At 62.0% G+C, this 17536-nt stretch carries 14 protein-coding genes; 4 read left to right on the top strand and 10 right to left on the bottom strand.

Annotated elements, in window-relative coordinates:
• Positions 1 to 112: 112 nt before the first annotated feature.
• The 3 genes from GI374_RS16765 to GI374_RS16755 form a co-directional block, all read right to left on the bottom strand.
• Positions 113 to 2701: a DUF4082 domain-containing protein gene (locus GI374_RS16765; protein ID WP_154338187.1), complete on the bottom strand. Its 2589-nt coding sequence runs from the start codon at positions 2699 to 2701 to the stop codon at positions 113 to 115.
• 395 nt (positions 2702 to 3096) lie between these two features.
• Positions 3097 to 3528 (bottom strand): type II toxin-antitoxin system VapC family toxin, encoded by a 432-nt coding sequence (locus GI374_RS16760; RefSeq protein WP_370515429.1) that lies wholly within the window; start codon positions 3526 to 3528, stop codon positions 3097 to 3099.
• Entirely contained in the window at positions 3525 to 3746 is a 222-nt protein-coding gene (locus tag GI374_RS16755) for a type II toxin-antitoxin system Phd/YefM family antitoxin (protein ID WP_154338186.1), read from the bottom strand. Before GI374_RS16755 ends, GI374_RS16760 begins: the two co-directional genes overlap by 4 nt.
• Before the next feature lie 169 nt (positions 3747 to 3915).
• Here GI374_RS16755 and brnA point away from each other — a divergent pair, with 169 nt between their 5' ends.
• Together brnA and GI374_RS16745 are read left to right on the top strand one after the other, a co-directional pair.
• Positions 3916 to 4131, top strand: coding sequence for a type II toxin-antitoxin system BrnA family antitoxin (gene brnA / locus GI374_RS16750; RefSeq protein ID WP_154338185.1), 216 nt, complete (start codon positions 3916 to 3918; stop codon positions 4129 to 4131).
• Positions 4132 to 4136: 5 nt separating this feature from the next.
• Positions 4137 to 4382 (top strand): type II toxin-antitoxin system Phd/YefM family antitoxin, encoded by a 246-nt coding sequence (locus GI374_RS16745; protein ID WP_154338218.1) that lies wholly within the window; start codon positions 4137 to 4139, stop codon positions 4380 to 4382.
• 180 nt (positions 4383 to 4562) lie between these two features.
• On the opposite strand, the gene GI374_RS16740 is transcribed toward GI374_RS16745, so the two are convergent.
• A complete protein-coding gene (locus GI374_RS16740) occupies positions 4563 to 4844 on the bottom strand; it encodes a hypothetical protein (RefSeq protein ID WP_154338184.1) in 282 nt (93 codons plus the stop codon).
• A 144-nt stretch (positions 4845 to 4988) separates the two neighbouring features.
• A complete protein-coding gene (locus tag GI374_RS16735) occupies positions 4989 to 5558 on the bottom strand; it encodes a recombinase family protein (RefSeq protein WP_154338183.1) in 570 nt (189 codons plus the stop codon).
• Positions 5559 to 5846: 288 nt separating this feature from the next.
• Here GI374_RS16735 and GI374_RS16730 point away from each other — a divergent pair, with 288 nt between their 5' ends.
• Together GI374_RS16730 and GI374_RS16725 are read left to right on the top strand one after the other, a co-directional pair.
• Positions 5847 to 6095 carry an AbrB/MazE/SpoVT family DNA-binding domain-containing protein gene (locus GI374_RS16730; protein WP_154338182.1) on the top strand — a complete coding sequence of 83 codons (249 nt, stop codon included), beginning with the start codon at positions 5847 to 5849 and terminating at the stop codon, positions 6093 to 6095.
• Complete coding sequence (locus GI374_RS16725) at positions 6088 to 6522, top strand: type II toxin-antitoxin system VapC family toxin (protein ID WP_370515428.1); 435 nt, start codon at positions 6088 to 6090, stop codon at positions 6520 to 6522. Before GI374_RS16730 ends, GI374_RS16725 begins: the two co-directional genes overlap by 8 nt.
• A 259-nt stretch (positions 6523 to 6781) precedes the next feature.
• Here the strand turns inward: GI374_RS16725 and GI374_RS16720 are convergent, their stop codons facing one another.
• From GI374_RS16720 to GI374_RS19900, 5 genes are all read right to left on the bottom strand, one after another.
• Positions 6782 to 8464 carry a glycosyl transferase family 90 gene (locus tag GI374_RS16720; protein WP_195759968.1) on the bottom strand — a complete coding sequence of 561 codons (1683 nt, stop codon included), beginning with the start codon at positions 8462 to 8464 and terminating at the stop codon, positions 6782 to 6784.
• Between the two features lie 111 nt (positions 8465 to 8575).
• Positions 8576 to 11155: a polysaccharide pyruvyl transferase family protein gene (locus GI374_RS16715; protein WP_154338180.1), complete on the bottom strand. Its 2580-nt coding sequence runs from the start codon at positions 11153 to 11155 to the stop codon at positions 8576 to 8578.
• Between the two features lie 97 nt (positions 11156 to 11252).
• Positions 11253 to 11897: a sulfotransferase family 2 domain-containing protein gene (locus GI374_RS16710; protein ID WP_154338179.1), complete on the bottom strand. Its 645-nt coding sequence runs from the start codon at positions 11895 to 11897 to the stop codon at positions 11253 to 11255.
• A gap of 101 nt (positions 11898 to 11998) precedes the next feature.
• Positions 11999 to 12745 (bottom strand): hypothetical protein, encoded by a 747-nt coding sequence (locus GI374_RS16705; protein WP_154338178.1) that lies wholly within the window; start codon positions 12743 to 12745, stop codon positions 11999 to 12001.
• 53 nt (positions 12746 to 12798) lie between these two features.
• Positions 12799 to 16896 carry a glycosyltransferase family 2 protein gene (locus GI374_RS19900; protein WP_154338177.1) on the bottom strand — a complete coding sequence of 1366 codons (4098 nt, stop codon included), beginning with the start codon at positions 16894 to 16896 and terminating at the stop codon, positions 12799 to 12801.
• Positions 16897 to 17536: the final 640 nt, after the last annotated feature.

Raw genomic sequence — 17536 nt, 5'->3', positions numbered from 1 at the left:
TCCTCCGACGGTCTTGCCCGAAACAGGTTCGCCAGAGTCGCCGACGCGGAGCGTCATCACAGCCGGCCCGACGCCAGGAAGAAGGGGCCGCCCGAGGGCGGCCCCCCGATCATCAGAGGATGAAGTCGCTCGCCACGTAGGCGCTGGCGGCGAGGTTCCCGTCCTCGATCCAGAGCTGGAACTCGGCCGCGCTGTCGTCGTTGACGTTGCCGCTGACAAGTGTCCGGCCATCGACATCCGTGAGCCAGAGCCCGCCCTTGTCCTTGCTGCCGAAGATGAAGGCCTGGACGCCACTCTGGGAAGGGTCGGCATCCAACCTGGAGAGGTCGATGACGTCCCCGCCCGCCACACCGGCGCCCTCGAAGGCGATTGCGCCATCCCCGGCACGGATCACGTCCGGGTTCGCCGCATTCGATTCCGCGATGCTGCGGAACAGGAACACGTCGCTACCCTTGCCCCCGATCAGGACATCGCTGCCTTGGCCGCCGCGGAGCGCGTCGTTGCCGTCCTGGCCGCGGAGGACATCCGCACCGCCGCTTCCGAAGATCCAGTCGTTTCCTGCGCCGCCGAGGATCACGTCCTCGCCGTCCGTGCCTCGCAGGGTGTCGCCGCCCGTGGTGCCCTCGATGGTGGGCGCCGGAATCTCGGCGGCAACCTTGGCGTTGCTGGCGGTGAAGACGACATCGACCCAGTAGTTGCTCGCATTGTACGTCTGGGTCGGGACGGAGCTCGACGAGCCGTAGGAATAGACCCCGCCATTCTGCAGCGCGGTAATGTCGCCACCGGCGACAGCCTTGTCGAAGAAGCCTTCGGTGACGGCATACCGGCCCTGGGGGGCGTGGTAGGAGGCGATGTAGGTTTCGCCCGCCTGCACCTTGATAGGTTCGTCGAAGGTCACCTCACGCCAACCATCGCCGGATCCGCCAGTGAAGCTCTCCCGGGCCAGGAGCTCTCCGGTGGAACTCCACAACGACACCGGATGGGAGCCGCTGCTGGCAGCGGTCTCGTAGAACTGGATGGCCGAGATCTCGCCGTCGGCGTTCGCGCGGAACTTCATGCCGAGCTCGACCGGCCGCGTCTCTGCGTCGGTCGTGACCGACGCGGGTCTGGCCGCGTCGTCCCAGAGACCCGATGCGGCCGGCGTCGGGGCCGGCGTCGGAGCCGGGGCCGCATCAGAGGCCGCGGCGACCGTCAGGGAGACGCTGGCAGTATCCGTCCCGCCCTTGCCGTCGGAAACGGTGTAGCTGAACTTGGCCGCCCCGGAGAAATCGCCCGACGGCGTGAAGACTACGTTCCCGGCGCTGTTGATCTCCACCGTGCCGCCGCTCGCCGCGGACACGCCTGTCAGCGTCAGACGATCGCCGTTGGCATCAACGTCGTTGGCCAGAAGAGAGGCCGAGGTGATGGTGATGGGAGTTTCGTGGGCCGTGCTGAAACCGGAGTCGTTCCGCGCGTCCGGTGCCGTGTTCGCCGGGCCCGGGACGGGACCCGGCGCGGTGGGCGAAGTGGGCGCGGTCGGCGCGCTGCCATGCTCATGCGCGCCGATGTCGACATTGCCGATGGTGCGGGCGTCGCCGTCGACGTCGGTCTTGCCCAGGCCGCGGGCCGCGGTGCCGGCGTCGATCGCCGGGGAGTCCGAGCGCAGGCTGAAGTCCGTGCCGGGGTTGACGAAGCGCGGATCGACGCCGAGCAGGTTACCATTCGCCGCAGTCGGCGCCGCATTGCCACCGTCCGTCCGGACAGACGACTGGCCGGCCGTGCCATTGAACGTCAGGTTGTTTTCCCAGACGATGTTGGCGTTCCGGTAGCCGCCGTAGGACGTGCTGTCGATCGCGGTGCCGTGCGAGTTGATCGACGGATCCACCACCGCGATGTTGTTGACCCAGGTGTTGTTGCTGGATTGCGCGTTGCTGAGCTCGCCGCGCCAGGTGCCCGTGTTCTGCAGGTCCTGGTTGTTGTGATAGGCGGTGTTGTTACTGACGGTGACGTAGTCGCTCCACGTCACCTGGACCCCTTTTCCGCCATTCTCATAGACGAGGTTGTTGTCGACGAGCGTGCGGAACGTGTAGTTGGGGTGGCCGCTGGTCTGGGTACTTTGAAAATCATCGATGATGATCCCGTTCCCGTCCGTGTGGGCGCCGCCCTTGGTGACGTTGTCATAGGACACGTTGTTTCGAATGATGTTCCGGAACGAGCCATCATCGGGTTCACCGGTGATGTTCCGGTTCTGGTAGAGCGAAATCCCGGAGAACCATCCGGCACTGGCATTCTTGTAGGTCTCGTTTCCTTCGATCGTGATGAAATCGGACCACGCGAACGAGATTCCGGACTCACTGTTGTCGTGGGATATGTTGTTTGACACCGTTACGTGATGGACATCAAATCCTGCGATGCCATGAGCGCTGGCCCCATGGACTTCAAAGCCGTCGACGGTGACGTAGTCCGCCCGGATTGTGATTCCGTTCCCTGACGGCGGGCGAATCACCGCCCCGCCCGGCACCTCGGACCGCAAGGTGATATCGGCATCGGCCGAGCCATCCCTCGAGAAATTCACCGACTCGTTGTATGTTCCCGGCCGAACGACGACCTCGTCACCAGGCTGGAGATTCGAGGCCATCGCCTTGCCGATGCTTTGCCAAGGTGATGCTGCGCTGCCATTCCCGCTGTCACTTCCCGTCTTCGATACGTAGTAGATCGTCATAGCGTTACGATCGCTCCTGTCCCATTCATGGTTCGGATGTCTGGCTGATTGCGCTCAACAAAAGCTCATGCCATTGCTCGGCAAGGGGTAATTTATATAAGCGCGTCACCCCGGGCCGGCTTCTGACATCCCTCGATGGGCCGCAAGTGCCAGAACCAAGTGCTCGGACACTTTAGGCAGATTCACGCTGGTGAATGCGCAAGAGCCCGCCTCGCTTAATCTCAACCCCGGCGGGAAATGAGCGAAAACGTGCTTGTGACTGCCCGAAAGGCGCCGGAAATCGCTCGGCGGATTTCGCCTCCAGGCGGCGCGCTTGATCATGTCCCGGAGCGCGGTGTAGAAACACCGGTTTGGCTGACTTTCTCACCGCCGGTCTCATCCGGCAGCAGCGTGACCTAGAGTAACACTGGGTCCTCGGGCGCAGCTCCCCAGACGCGGCCTGGCCATCCCGAAAAGCTGTCGAGCTGGTCGAACGCCACATCCTTGGAGATCAGGGGGCAGCCGAGCGTGATGGCAGTCGCCGCGATCATCCGGTCGAAGGGATCCCGGTGGCTCCACGGCATCGCTCCCGCCAGGAACGCGATCTCGGCCGTGTATGGCGCGAGTTCGGTTCCCTGCTCGCGCCAGAGCGGCAGGAGCTGGTCGACAACCGGACCGAGCTCCGGCCATCTCCCGATGCGATGCTTCTGGGTGATCTCGTAGAAGCTGATCGGAGCGACATAGACAGCATCCGCAGCCTCGATCATGCCCCGCGCCGTGGCGCTGAGCTCCGAGGACATGACCAGGCTCCAAATGAAGCTGTGCGTGTCGAGAAGGACCCTGCTCACTCCCAGTCCTTCAACTCGTTCTCGGACATGGGGGCGAGGAAGTCCGGCACCCTGCTGACCAGCCCGTCACCCATCCCGATGCGGACGGTTGGGCGATGAACCGAGACCAGCCGCACGACCGGCTGGCCACCACGCGCGATGATGACCTCCTCGCCGCGCTCGGCGGCTGCGATGAGTTCCGACAACCGGGCCTTTGCCTCCGCCACGTTCATCTGCATGACATGCTCCTTGGTGTTGGACTAAGACTTAGTCCAGCCCGCAGGGATATCAACGAGGCGCTAAGCCGCGCATCGACGATCGGCTCGCCTGCACGTGTCCGAACGGCTAGGAAGGAAGCCATGGGCATCATCTCGGTGCGTCGTGCCCGCAAGGAGGAGGTCGAACGCTATGAAGGCGCGTGAGTTCGACGAGAGGTTCGAGGCCGGCGAGGACGTGAGCGCTCAGGTGGACTGGTCGCGGGCTCGCCGGACAAACACCGAGACCCATCGGGTCAATGTGGATTTTCCAGCTTGGGTCGTCACCAGCCTTGACCGACAGGCCAAGGAACTTGGCGTCACCCGGCAATCTCTTATCAAGCTGTGGATTGCCGAACGTCTTCAGTGAAAGTCATGCGTGTAGTCGGTGCTTTTGAAGCCAAGACCCATCTCTCGGAACTGCTCGCAGCGGCCGAGGCAGGTGAAACCGTCACGATCACCCGGCAGGGCACGCCTGTCGCCCGGCTGGTTCCGGTCGCGGGTTCTACTCGGGCCGAGGCGTTGCGGCGTCTGACCCGGCTGCGGGCACGCTTGGCCCAGCATGGTCGGGCCCTGTCGCGTGAGGAAATCCTGTCGGCGCGGGACGAAGGCCAGCGCTGACGGTGGTGATTGATGCGTCGGCGCTTTTGGGATGGGGCCTGGTTTGCCACTGACGAGGCTGCCCGATGAAGGTCGCCCGGACCGTCGCTGACCTCCACGTGGTCTCGGCTTGGCGCAGGGCCGGCAAGACGGTCGCGGTGGTTCCCACCATGGGAGCGCGCACTACCTTCGGGCTTGTCCTCACTCCTCGTGCGATTGCGCCTCCAGCGAGGAGCGGCCAATGGGAAACATGTCCTCGCCGTAATAGTGCAGCTTGACGTGATGGCGGCGGCACAACCACCTGACGTTCAACGGCTCCTCATACTGGTCGTGATGGGCATCGACCGCGTTGCTGCCACACACCTCGCAGCCCTGCTTTTGCAGCGTTCCCGACAGGAGCGCCCGCTGAACCGCCAGATGGGCCGTGTACTTGGCAATATTGGCGCGGCGCCAGCTTGATTGACGGGTCTGGCTTTTCAGCAAGGGCGGTCGTGGGGTCTTTGGGTCATCCAACATCATGACACCCCCCGGCGTGCCCAGGTGAGGCGGAAGCCGCGTCAATCAGCTGAATCCGCCAGAGCTTGTCGCTGATGTCGCGCTTCTCGGTCCAGAGGCACTGCTGGTCGCTCATGCCAGGCTCTGAACGCCTCGGACCTCGGGCAGAAGGCGGTAGACCGACGAGCGCGCGATTCCCAGCCGCTTGGCGATTGCTGAAGGACTGAGCTTCTCCTCCGTAGAGAGCCTGCGGATCTCGACGGGATCGATCCGGGGTTTGCGCCCCTTGTAGACGCCGCGCTGCTTGGCAGCGGCGATCCCTTCCGCCTGCCGCTCGCGCCGCAGACTGGTTTCGAACTCGGCGAATACGCCCAGCATGTCGAAGAAGGCCTTGCCGGCGGCGGTGGAGGTGTCCACGGGCTGCTCGGTTGCCTTCAGCGCAACGCCCTTCTCCTTCAACTCGTGGACAAGGTCCTGCAGGTCCTTGAGGCTGCGCGCCAGCCGGTCGATGCGGGTGACGACCAGCGTGTCGCCTGTGCGCAGGAACTGCAGGAGGGTGTCGAGTTCATAACGACCGTCGCGTCGAGTGCCGGTCTTCTTCTCAGCGCGGATCACCTGGCAGCCGGCAGCACGGAGCGCGGCCTCCTGCAGAGAGAGATCCTGGTCGGTCGATGACACGCGGGCATAGCCGTAGAGGGTCATGGAAGGACTGTTCTGTCCTGCAAGGGTCTAGACCCGCCCAGATTGTCGTCCGAAACACAAGAACGCAACCCTATTCGGACGCCTATTTGTGTCCGATCCACCTGTTCTTCTGGGGTATACCCAAACCGACGCGATGGGCAGCATCAAACGACATGTTGGTACCACTGCTCGACTCTGGCATATGCTGCCGATCTGACCTGACCGCCTACCAAGACGCGAAGGGAGATTGATACCCACGGCCTGCGACCGTTATCATGCCCGTGCAGTTCCTGAGAGGATCAGAGAGCCATGCAATCGCAACGGGTCAAGGTCGTGGAAGGGGGCAAGCTGGTCATCCCCGCCGCGTTCCGTCGAGCGATGGGCATCGCCCCAGGTGATACCGTCATCGTCGAGCTGGACGAGGGCGAGCTGCGGGTGCGTTCGCTGTCTTCGGCCATCCGCCGGGTGCAGGAGCGCATGCGGGAGCTGAACCCCGACGGCAGGATCCTGTCCGAAGAACTGATCGCAGACCGGCGGGCGGAGGCGGCTCGTGAGTGACACCACTGGGCCCGAGAGTGCCAGAGCGGCCGCGGGAGGCCAGCAGGCTTATGTCCTAGATGCCTCCGCGCTCCTGTGCCTCATCAACGGCGAACCAGGTGCCGACCGCGTGGCTGCTGTTCTGCCCTCCGCCGTGATCTCGGCCGTGAACCTTGCAGAGGTGGCGTCGAAGCTGAACGAACTGGGCGCCGATGCGGACACCGCCCGTGTCCTTCTCGCCCCGCTCCATCTTTCTGTCGTGCCCTTCGACGAGAGTGCGGCCCATACCACGGGAGCACTGCGAACTGCGACGCGAGGACAGGGGCTCTCCTTGGGTGACCGCGCTTGCCTGGCTCTATGCGTCAGCCGGAGCGCGACGGCCCTGACCACGGACAAAGCCTGGTCCCACGTCAATGAGATCGTCGGCGTACCTGTCGAAACGCTGTAACTTGAATTACTTCCCGACTGTCCAGTATACGAACGTTTACTACACCGAGTGACATGCCACGGGCGTTTTTGCTCCTCCTTCTCGTGCTCCGCCAGATGATGGCGCGGGCCGGTAGCGCGGGACCATCCCGCTGGTGCTGATGCCCGGGTGAAGCGCGAGTCTGTCGCAGTGCCGGTTTCGAGATCTCGCCAATGAGCGGCACCGGTTCGGCTACCGGCGACCGCACGCTCTGCTCAGGCGACAGAGGCGCGCAAGACCGTCAGATACTGCCGGCTACAGCCCGCAACAAAAGGCGCCTCCACTTCGGGGAGGCCAAATAGCGACACGCATCTCGAGCCGCCGCGCTTATTTCCTTGCAGCGAGCAGGGTTACTCCTGGCCCACTCGAGGCGCTCTTCTAGATCGTGGAGTCCAGGGGCGAGAGGGATATAGCTCTCCCAGGGCCGGAAGAGCGGCGAGTAGAACAACTCCCAGCCGTCCTCTTCTTTCAGCACCACAGAGTTAGAATTGGCGGCCGAGATAAAGTTTGACCCAGTGTCGTAGCCTCGCATGCTCAATATATAGCGGTGGCGCAACGTTCCACGACGCTTGGTGCCTCGTCCGCAAAGGGAAGCCGTGCGAGGATGCTTGCTGAGCCATTCGAAACTTGGCCCTGACACAAGCTTCATATCAATTCCGGCTACAGCACCATGTCGCTCCAAAACGGATACGCGCGTGCAGGTTGCAAACAGTTCCCACAGGTCTTCGCATTCCGGGTTGGTGGATAACGCGTCAGCTACCCTCCAGACTTCGTCTGTGAAGACTCCCTCAACCACGTTGCTGCAATGACCCGAAAGAGCGCCGCGCCAGAACAAGACGTCAAGCTTATCTTCGAAAGACACGTTATCGCAAGGACCCGCACCAACAAAATTCTCTGCACCGATGCTGTGGTATTCAGGCAGCGGCCACAGTACTACGTTCTTTGCCCCCCCCCTACGGCAGTAGGTTAAGACAGGTGCATCCGGGATGTCACCATGCTTGAGGCCGTAGAGGCGGCAATCTTGCATATCAATCCGGAGGGGTGATGCCGCGCCGCTAGATAACGCTTCGTTTATCACTCCCTCGACGCGGTTGGCCTTTTTGACTCCGGGCTGAGCCAGGCATCCGTGCCGCCCCTCTAGCTGACCAAAACGGACGGGGAATGGTGTTCCATCCTGTCTCGTTACCTTCTCGCCGCCATCCCATTCCGCATAGATATCCGAAAAAACAGCGCCACCTGTGCTGGCGGGATGCACGCTTCCAAGACAGTGCCGAGCTAACGCCGTGGTCCGCTCCAACGCGGTAATTGGCGAGCCATCTGGCGGAATAACTCTGTCCTTCCTGACGCTGCTTGCGGACAGAGTTGATACGGTTTCCCCATCCGGGACAATAGGAAGGTCGAACCAGGGGGAGAGCCTGTCCTGCCAGTCACTAAAGCTGCCGTCGGCATCCAAGACGACGACCCTTGCCCCGCTGTCCTGCGCCGTTTCCACCCTTGCGCGTTGTTTCGCGAATTGAGCGCACCAGATCGCAGGCAGCTCCTCGTGCGGTACACCCAACCAAGTCGCTTGGAAGGCAGCCGCAGCCCCGTTATCACGCAACTGCATGCTGCGGATCCAGATATCTTGATCAATGTCGTTAAAAACTAGGACCGCGTTGGCTGCACACTGCAACAAATACTCGAGCTCTGTATACCCCGTGAGAAACGGGCGCCCAGGACGCGGCTTGCCCTCCAAGCCAACAATTAGATCATAGCCCTCAAACAACCTTCCTAACGGAGAGCCAGAAAGGCGTCGAAATACCACTTCTTGAGCTAAGCGACCTCCGCTGTGCCCAGTAGTTGACAATCCGTTGATCTCAAACAAGGTGGCCAGTCTATCCTCTCCAGTTTGAGGAAGCCCAACATATAGCGCAAGCGGCTTCATGCACCTTTCCTCATATGCTCGGGAAGCCCGTGGCACTCCACGCGTAAAGTTAACAAGATCGTCACCCGCTGATGTTGGCAGGCGCACCCTCATCGTTGGAACGATCCCTGCTCATTCGCCGTGGACGCTTAGTACCTCTTCGACGGGATATCTAAGGGACCTCGCCACCAAAACGGCTGGATCATAATGCCCAACTGCCACAAAGGAGATCATGGCTTCTGACTCAGGAACCGATATAATCTCACGGATAGCGCGCTCCCGTCGCGCATCCATTGCCGCATTCAACGGACACGCGCCCAGTCCGACTTGCTCCAATCCAAGCAAGAGTGTCATCATAAAGAGACCGCCGTCTATATAGCCCTGATTGCGCTCGGTGTGGTAGATAAAAGCCGTCAGATCGCAGGTTACCAGCAGTAGTCCGGGTGGCTTTGGATATCCGCTAAACCCGCCCTGTAGATCCACCAGACGGCTGATCGTCTCTCGATCTCTGAAGTAATGGACTCTCGGTGCCTGCCGATTGCAGACTGAGGGTGCCTGCGAGGCAATTCGCACCGCCTGTTTGATAGCTTCAATGTCTACGGGATCGGGGGTGAACTCCCGAACGCTGCGCCGGCCGTAGGCCACTTCCATAAACGACTTACTGTTTTCGATTGGCGGAACTGTCTCACGATCCTGGCGCGCCCTTAACGCGCCTCCCTGCGAGCTATCCGACGATGCTATTAGATCTTGTATCCGCGGCGGGAACAGTCTCCAAAGATGCGCAACGTTGACGTGTAACGCCCTGTGACGTTCAAAGTAGGCACGAAGAGCAGCTGTTGCGGCCAAGAAAAATGGATCGTTTAGATCATTGCCCGAGTCCAGCCACAGAGTGGTTTTTTCAGCCAGGCGCGCCAACGGTCGCTTTCCAAACCCCGGTCTGAACGACGTATGGCTCAAACCTTTCTCGAGCGCATGCGCATCAAACATCAACACTGCACGAAGCTTTCCGGCCGGGTCGCCCCCTAGATAGGCAGCTGAGTATCTCTTGCTGTCGAGCAAAGCCAGCCTGCGGGCGTCGTCGACAAAACCGCCACTTGTTGAGACGGGAGCATTGTGCGCGATCTCTTGGGAATGAGTACGCGAGCGGTCTTGCGAGGAAGCGGCATGTTCTGTCTTTGGCGCGAGCGCCCGCTGTAGAAACTCCATTGAAGACTGCCGCATCCTGCGCAGCCGTTCGTCAACGTCGCGCCAATCGATAGGCTGCAGTGCCTGCTCTATACTCATGTCCGGCGCTGTCGTCACGAGCCGTCTCTCTAGTCCGAGTAAGCCCAAAAGGGAAGTAAACCGCGCCATCCCCCGGCGTGGGTTTGCATAGACAATAAATGGCTTTTTGAATATGATGGCAAAGACCATGCCGTGGAATGAATCTGTAACGACGAAGCGTGAGCCGTGTATCGATGCCAGCCAGCGTTCTACTGAGTTGTCGCCATGCTTATCCTTGAGCGGGTCACCGGAGGTGTACGGTCGCCCGTTCGTCGAATAAATGGGAAGGCCCAAGTGTTGCGACAGCGTCGCAAGAAGCGCATCCTTGTCGCTCGTCGGATCAAGGATATAGGTTACAAGTCGGTCTTCGGCATGGGGAGCGACAATCTCTGAGAAAACCTCGACGTAGCGGTCAGGCGAGACGAGCATCGTTGGGTCCAACACATGCACGGCATCCCGACCCAGATTTGTGCGGCACAGCTCTACGGCATTATCCTCTCGGACAGACACCGCGTCGAACTTTTGAAGAAGGGGGGCGACCGTCCGTTGGGCCTCGGGCCCGTACTCCCATCGATCTGCACCGAACGATGCAGCGTAGCTGATCCGTCGGATGTCACGTGGGAACCGATCTAGGAACCCTAAAAAGAAGTCACTAAGAAGCGTTGACGCGTAGTTTGGACGCCAGGTCTGATCGCTGCCGACGATCACGGCGTCGAGATCATAGCGGTCGATGTTGCGGGTTAGTTGCTGCGAGGAAACAAAGGCCGGTGTTGAGTGGCCAATGTGCCGATCGACAAACCTAGCATTGACCTTTGGCAGGTACCGAGGAGTCTGATCCGCATAATCAATGAATAGGGCCCGAGAACGGCTGGCCGTGATGGCGGCATCGTTCTCCACATAGTCCTTCGGCGGGCGCCGACGGTTGATGAGAACCGTGCGGTGTCCCATACGGCGGAGCGTGTCTATAAGAGCAAACGCCTGAAGGTTGTTGCCGAAATTGGCGCTAAGCGGGAGCGTCATAACTCCGACGGTCAGAGCGCCCTCGAGGTCTGTGGCCGTGTTCTCGACCGTTGTCTCTGTTACGCCGCGGAGGGGATTGTCTAGGTGCGGCGATTTTATTAGATCCTCGACCCTAGCTAGCTTCGACGCGAACGCCTTCAGCGCGATGTCAATGGGCGCTTCATCGATTACCCTGCGCTTCCCCGTGCGAGCTTCTGCATTGTAGGCGGCAGAAGTCGGACTATCTCCGCGCGGCACGAAGTCTAAGGAAACTGTGTCGTTTGCCGCAGGAACAAAATCGAAGGCGAACGCGGTTCCGTGGCAGTCGAAATCTACGGTATAGCACCTGTTCTTGAAAATACGTGCTCGCCGGGCATGATTTTGTTTGCCGGCGTCGCGGATAAAGTCATCTACATGTTTCGGCAGGTGCTTGAGTGCATTGGTTGTCAATGTGGTGCTCCGCAACAGGGTCGAGGGCGGCGCGTTCGCCGGAGTTCGCACTTGCTTCCGCCGTGACTAGTCGCGCCAAAAACAATTGCCAAGGCGCTCAGAAGTAGCTTCCATAGACATTGAAATCATCAGCATAGATTTCACGGACTACTTCAAGCTCCTTCGGCGAGAGAGCGTCAACCGTGATCTTAGGTCCTCCCGTCTGAAGCCTCCGCAGCTCGACATCTGTCCCGGTTCGTTCACAGACCATCTGAGCGAAGTCGCCGATCTTGGAGATCGAGTAAATACGCGTGTAGTATTCCGCGTTCATGCCGGCGAAGTCAACGAGGGGCCGGACGTGATGCTCGATCACTGGTACCGCCTTGCGATAACCAGCAATGTTAGTGACAAATTCCGACAGTGACGGACTGTAGGGAAGGCCTTCTTTCATCAAGGAGTTTCCCGCATATTCCACGGAGAGCTCGCCATGGTGAACAACTCGGTTGCTATAGGCCGAGAGGAACCGGGCCACTGGATCTCGGACGATCAGGAACCGATCCAACCCCTCGAAACGTTGGGGCCGCATCTCAGAAAACAGCACTGAGGGGTAGGCATGATGGATGTGGTACTGCTGGCCATTCCGCCTGAACGGCTTGAACCGCCAGCCGTTCTCCACCTCAAAGAAAAGCTCCTTGAGGGAGGTGCATCCTGTCTTGGGGACAGGGAAGTAAGCGATATTGTGCTGCCTGAGTATTACCGGCATCTTTCATCTCCTGACTTTCTGCCCCCCGCACCGGGATGGGTACATCATTGCTCAAAGTTGCAAGCTACTGGGTAGGGCGCGCGCCGGTTGATGCAGCAGCATCAACATACGACGGATCTCTCTAGGCGCTCTCTTAGTATGTCAGTATTGCCGACCTTGGCCTCGATGGAACGGCTCCCTTGACCAGAGCCGCTGACAAAGGAAAGAAGTCGAGGGTCATCCGATTGGATTTCTACGCCAAGCTTGCCAGCAATTTTCGCTGCAAACGTGCGGATGTCGAGGTCCGACTGGTACAATTCCTCAAACACCAGCCACTGGTAGTGGACTCTGCGATGTCGGAGAAGACGAACGGTCGTCCCCAGCTTGGCAGCATCCAGACGAGCGCGACGGATGTATTGATCCACCGAGATCGGCGGTACGCTAATCTCACCTGCCAATATTTGCGGATAGATCTGTTTTGCTTCAGCAACTCCCCAGACATCGGTCGCCTCCGCGAGGGCCAGGGAGACCAGCCGGTCAACCTCGTTTCTGCGCGTCAGCAGAAAGATTTCATAGCCCCGCCGAGCGCAGGCATCGATGAGACTAGACGTGATGCCGGCCGGAACAATATCCAGGCAATGTTTGATGTTGGGCCGTTCATGGAGCAAGCCGTCGACGCTCGCGTCCAAATTAGTAGTGTTGCCATCACTTTCGTAGCGTGTGGTGACCTTTCCCCAAACCCTGCGCCGATTGAAGGGCTCGTCCTCCGCCGCGGGGAACGGAGTGACACGGTACATAAAGTCAACCAGCGACGTTCCACCCGTCCTTCTAAGTGTAAGGACGAGAAATGGCTTGGGCGATCTTTCCATACCCTCAGCCTTTGAAATCACAGGGCTCGGAGGTGATGCATTCTGGGGCGCCATCATCTTGACCGTGTACGCCTTACCTTGGAGGTCCGGAGGCGCGGTTGTTCCGTATGCAGGATCTCTCGCACCATCTCCGCCTCGTCCCACGGCACCGAGACCGCCTCATCGAACAGCGTATCCCGGCCCTCCGCCAGCAGCGACAGGTAACGCTGGTATTCGGCGGCGTCGCCGAAATGCTGGCCCCGCTCCACCTCCGCCACGACCTTGCCCTTGAAGGCGGCGTGATACTTGAAATGCGCGAGGATTGCCATGCTCCGGCTGGCGCGGCGGTCGCCGACATAGTGGATCCCGGCCGACAGCTGCATCCAGGGCGCGTATTTCAGGATGCAGGCCTTCTGGGCCACGAACTCGTCGGGCTTCGAGTTCGGCATCAGCCGGTGGCGCAGCGCGCTGGTCCAGGTCAGCGAGTTGAAATACGGACCGTGACCGATCCAGGTGCGCCGGAACGGCTTGCGGTCGGCGTAAGCGGCGACCTCGAACGGGTTTTCCCCCTCGAAACTAGCGTTCTCCAGCAGCCCGCGCGGATACATGTCGAGCATCAGGCAGGTGACGGAATCCGCCCCTTCCGCGTCCACCGCGGCGAGGAACTCGGCCAGCGACTGCCGGTCGCTGTCCGGGTGAACCAGAAGCTCGTCGGCATCGACGACGATGCTCCAGCGGCCCATGCGGAAATTGGCGAGCATCGCCTGCTGCCAGGCAACCCCGTAGACCGATTTCCGGTACTGCGTGTCGCAGGAGAAGACGACGACATCCGGCTGCTCCAGCAGGTAGTCGAGCGTCCCGTCGGTGGAGCAGTTGTCCGAGATCAGGAAACTCTCGACCCCGAGCTTGCGGTAATGCGCGAGGAAGCTCGGCAGCATGAACATCTCGTTGCGCACGCAGGCGACGACGGCCAAGGGTGCCCGCGCCAAGCGTTCGCAGGTGGCGCGGCTGCTGACCAGTTCAAGCGCGTTGCTGTCGGCGCCGACGGCGACGGGCGTCCAGGTCGGCCAGATCTTTTTCGGCTCCAGCACGGGCCGGTGCAGCGTCGCGCCGACCGCCTCCTGCAGGGCGCTGCCGTCGATGTGGACCACCTTCGCCGGCGAGGCGTCGCTGCTGAAGAACGCGTTTTTGTACATTGAGACGGGCACGCGCGAGCCTGCCGCCTTGCGCAGCACGGAAACGTAGAGATCCTCGGAATGCAGGCCGATCCCCCGCAGGCGCAGCAGGTCGCCCACCATCTTGTCCTCCATGAAGGACTCGCGCACCAGCTCCGAGCCCTCGGGCGACGACACGGCATCGAGGATCGCGCCCATGGCGCGGCGGCTGAGGCTGTAGCCGGAGCCGCCATCCGCATAGACAGACGGCTCGGGCGACTTGTCGAGTTCCATGCGGCCGCGGGCGCTCGAGGACTTGGCCATGTGCCAGGTGCGGTCCATGCCGCCGATCGGCCGATGGATGCGGCGGCCGTAATAGTCGAACTTGCGATAGCTGCGGCTGAACAGGAACTCGTCCACATTCAGGAAGCAGTCGTCGTCGATCTTCAGCATGAAGGCGTGCGGGGTATTGCGGTGCACCCACTCGACGGCCTTCAGCGTTTTCTGCGGCAGATGCTCGTAGTCGTCGGGGCAGTCCAGGCGGACCACGTCCCCGGCCTGCGCCCCGTCGCCGCCGCCGACCACGAAGACATAGGGGATGCCCAGTTCCTGGAGCCGGGTGACGTAGCTCTTGCGGACGGCCGCGGCGCGATCGTCGAGGTAACGCTCGCAGGTCATGATGACGACGATGAGGTCGAAGAACGCCGCGGCAGGCGCCGCAACCGCCGCGTCCGCGGCCGGGACCACGGGAGCTTCGTCAAGGCCGACGGCCTGGCCGAGAAGCTTCAGCGTGGCCTTGCGCAGCGGATGGGGCTGGCGGGTGTCGGCAAGGCTGCTCCAGACCGCAGCAGCGCGGATGGCGGGCAGCCGCTCGCTGGCCGAAGCCGCCGACGCGGCGACGTCATGCAGCGCGGGCAGGAACCGCGCAATCGACCGGCCCGCTTCGAGGATGCGCCCGGCATCGGTCAGCGCGCTGAACAGCAGCAGCGCCATGTCGAGGCCGAGCCAGTGGTTGTCGGCGGTGTTCAGCAGTTCGAGGCGCCCCAGCAGGGCGTCGAACTGGCCCACCTCGAGCGGCTCGTTCCTGCGGATCCGCGCGAAGGTCTCGAGCGCCTCCCGCGAGGCCTGATGCTGCAGGCCGTAAAGCTCGGATTTCGGAATGTTGATGTGCAGCCGGCGCAGCTCCTCGCGCACTGCGGGGACCATGACGGGTGCGAGGTCGCCGCCGAAAGGCCCCGCGGCGATCCTCAGGATGTCTTCCGGATGCATCGCGGTATCGGGCGCGAGCCTCCGCTCCAGCATCAGCTCGCGCACGAGCCGCTGGCCGTCCACGGGCTGCTTCCAGTTCATCGCGGCCGCGGTCATCAGAGCGGGCAGCGCGCCGGGCTCGGGCGCCGCGGGCGGCGCCTCCGCGCCAGGAAGCGCCAGACGACGAAATGCGTCGAAGCTGTCCCGCGCGGTGCAGAGCTGGAGGCCCAGCTCCTCATCGGTGATGCCCTCGAACTGCTCCCAGAACTCCCGGCTGAGGCCGTAGTGGTGCGCCGCGAAGGTCTCGATCTCGCGCTGCAGGTAGCTCGGGAAGCTTTCCCGCCGGCGGACAAGCCGGGCGGCGACGGCGATCAGCGACGAGCAGCGCGCACGGCCCCAGTAGCTGGCGCTCATCCGCTTCACGACGTCGAAATAGGCGTAGACCGCGTTGTTGCGCCGCGACAGGGCCACCGGGTACTTGCCGCTGGTCTCGATCACCTCCGACAGGGTCCAGCCGATCGCCGGGGTGACGATCCAGTCCACGTCGGGCTCGAGCGTCCACAGCAGATCGCAGGCATGCCCGAGTTCGCCCCGCGCCAGCAGGAAGGGCAGCGCGATGCTCCGGTTCCAGTTGGGGTCGTCGCGGGTTGCGGTGATCGGCGGCAGGGGGCGCGCGACCTCGATCAGCTCGTCCATGACGCCGAAGTAGATGCACTCTTCGGTCAGTTCCCGCACCAGGGTCAGGGCCTGGGCGTCGGAGAGCGCGTATTGCGCGATGACGCGGCCGGCGACCGCTGCCAGCCCCGCGGTTTCGCCGCCCCAGAGAAAGTCGAGGATCTCGCCGCGGGCGCAGTCGAGGATCTTGTCTCCCAGCTCCTGAGCCGGGGCGATCACCGGCAGGGGTTGCTTCGGGACCGTGACCTCGCCGGCCTCCAGGCCCCCGCGCAGGAACTCCGCCAGATTGTAGCGGGCGGCGACATGGGTGCAGAACGCGCGAGCCGTCTCGGACAGGTCATTCCAGAAACCGCCGAAGCGGACATGCTCGAGCGCCGACAGCGCGAGGTGCGCCTCGTCGTCGATGTTGCAACCGGTCGCGGCCGCCTCGATGGACTGGAGGATCTCCGCCCGGCTGACAGCGACTCTCGCGGCAATGCGGTCACCGGAGAGCAGCCGCAGTGAGGCCGCCTCGTCCTGAGGGACAGTGCTCCAGATGCGGCCTGGGAGGGCGGCGGTGAAGTGCCCCCGGCTGCCGCTTTCGACATCCCTGTACGCCGGGGTCGGCGCGTCATCGGCCAGTGCTCGGCCTTCGGGCTCGTCCGTCCACGTCAGCACGAGAGGCTGCACCTCCTCGTCGCCCGGAAAACCTAGTGTGAACCGCGCCGGAACGTCCCTAGACCCCGAGAACCAGCCCCTGACCCTGAAGTCGCTTCCGACCCAGAGCTGGACGTCGGCGGCGGGGTCAAGCGTGATGGCGACGGTCTCGGGCACCACGGCGCTGTCGTGGCGTAGCGCGACAGCCTCTGCTACTCCCTCGAAGGCGCCGGTCAGCATGGAGACGACAGGCACTTGGTCGATCACGATCTCGAGCCCAAGGAGCTCGTCGTCATTGCGGACGAGGCCGATGCCGATCTCGGTCGTAGGCGAGAAGCCCGGAATTCCGATCCTGCACTCGTGCTGCCAGCCGTCGCTGCCAAAAGAGTTCGCGACCAGCGCCTTCTCGTCCTTGCGCACGGCGAGATGGAACGGAAGCAGGTCGCCTCCCTCGCTCACGAAAGAGAGGTTGGCGTGATCGTGGCGCGACCAGTCGGCTTGGCACGTGATCGATTCGACGTGAGGAACGGCTAGCCTCAACACTTGCGCTCTCTGTTTTTCGTGAAATCGCCGGTTGTGTATGGACCGCGGTAAGCACGGTCAAGGCTGTGGCCATCCCTCGGCTTAGCGCAGGGGAGCATTCGCGGCCCGCTCAGAGCAAGCCCGTAAGACTGGGCATCCCTACCCGCGTGCCGGGTGGGCTTGACGCTTGGTCATCACGATGGACACCAGCCCAGGCAAGCAGCTGGGGAGCTGGTGACGCCGCAGAGGCTGCCAGTCGAGGCAGGGGAGAGAGACTGCGACCAGACCGTGCTGCTGTGTTAAATATGTGTTAAATAAGGTGTTAAGCACCTCAAAATAGCTTACAACAGATTGAATTGGCTAAATTTTCCTGAGCCTTCGGTAACTGAAACCACGAATCTCGGTAACTGAAATCCTGCTGGCGGTAACTGAAACCACGAATCTCCCGGTGGTAACTGAAACCACGAATCTTGACATCCGGTGCCTGAAACCACGAAGCTCAGGCATGGACACTGAAAGCACGAATCGTCAGGCGCAGCTGATCCCCGACCGTCACCCGCAGCATGACTTGTTCATC

This window comes from Paracoccus sp. S-4012 (genome assembly GCF_009674885.1).
GTDB lineage: Bacteria > Pseudomonadota > Alphaproteobacteria > Rhodobacterales > Rhodobacteraceae > Paracoccus.
This window is presented reverse-complemented; position numbering and strand designations above follow the sequence as displayed.

Coding starts and splice junctions, on each gene's coding strand:
- GI374_RS16765 (WP_154338187.1), bottom strand. CDS start 2,701: ATGACGATCTACTACGTATCGAAGACGGGAAGTGACAGCGGGAATGGC.
- GI374_RS16755 (WP_154338186.1), bottom strand. CDS start 3,746: ATGCAGATGAACGTGGCGGAGGCAAAGGCCCGGTTGTCGGAACTCATC.
- brnA (WP_154338185.1), top strand. CDS start 3,916: ATGAAGGCGCGTGAGTTCGACGAGAGGTTCGAGGCCGGCGAGGACGTG.
- GI374_RS16745 (WP_154338218.1), top strand. CDS start 4,137: ATGCGTGTAGTCGGTGCTTTTGAAGCCAAGACCCATCTCTCGGAACTG.
- GI374_RS16735 (WP_154338183.1), bottom strand. CDS start 5,558: ATGACCCTCTACGGCTATGCCCGCGTGTCATCGACCGACCAGGATCTC.
- GI374_RS16730 (WP_154338182.1), top strand. CDS start 5,847: ATGCAATCGCAACGGGTCAAGGTCGTGGAAGGGGGCAAGCTGGTCATC.
- GI374_RS16720 (WP_195759968.1), bottom strand. CDS start 8,464: ATGAAGCCGCTTGCGCTATATGTTGGGCTTCCTCAAACTGGAGAGGAT.
- GI374_RS16710 (WP_154338179.1), bottom strand. CDS start 11,897: ATGCCGGTAATACTCAGGCAGCACAATATCGCTTACTTCCCTGTCCCC.
- GI374_RS16705 (WP_154338178.1), bottom strand. CDS start 12,745: ATGGAAAGATCGCCCAAGCCATTTCTCGTCCTTACACTTAGAAGGACG.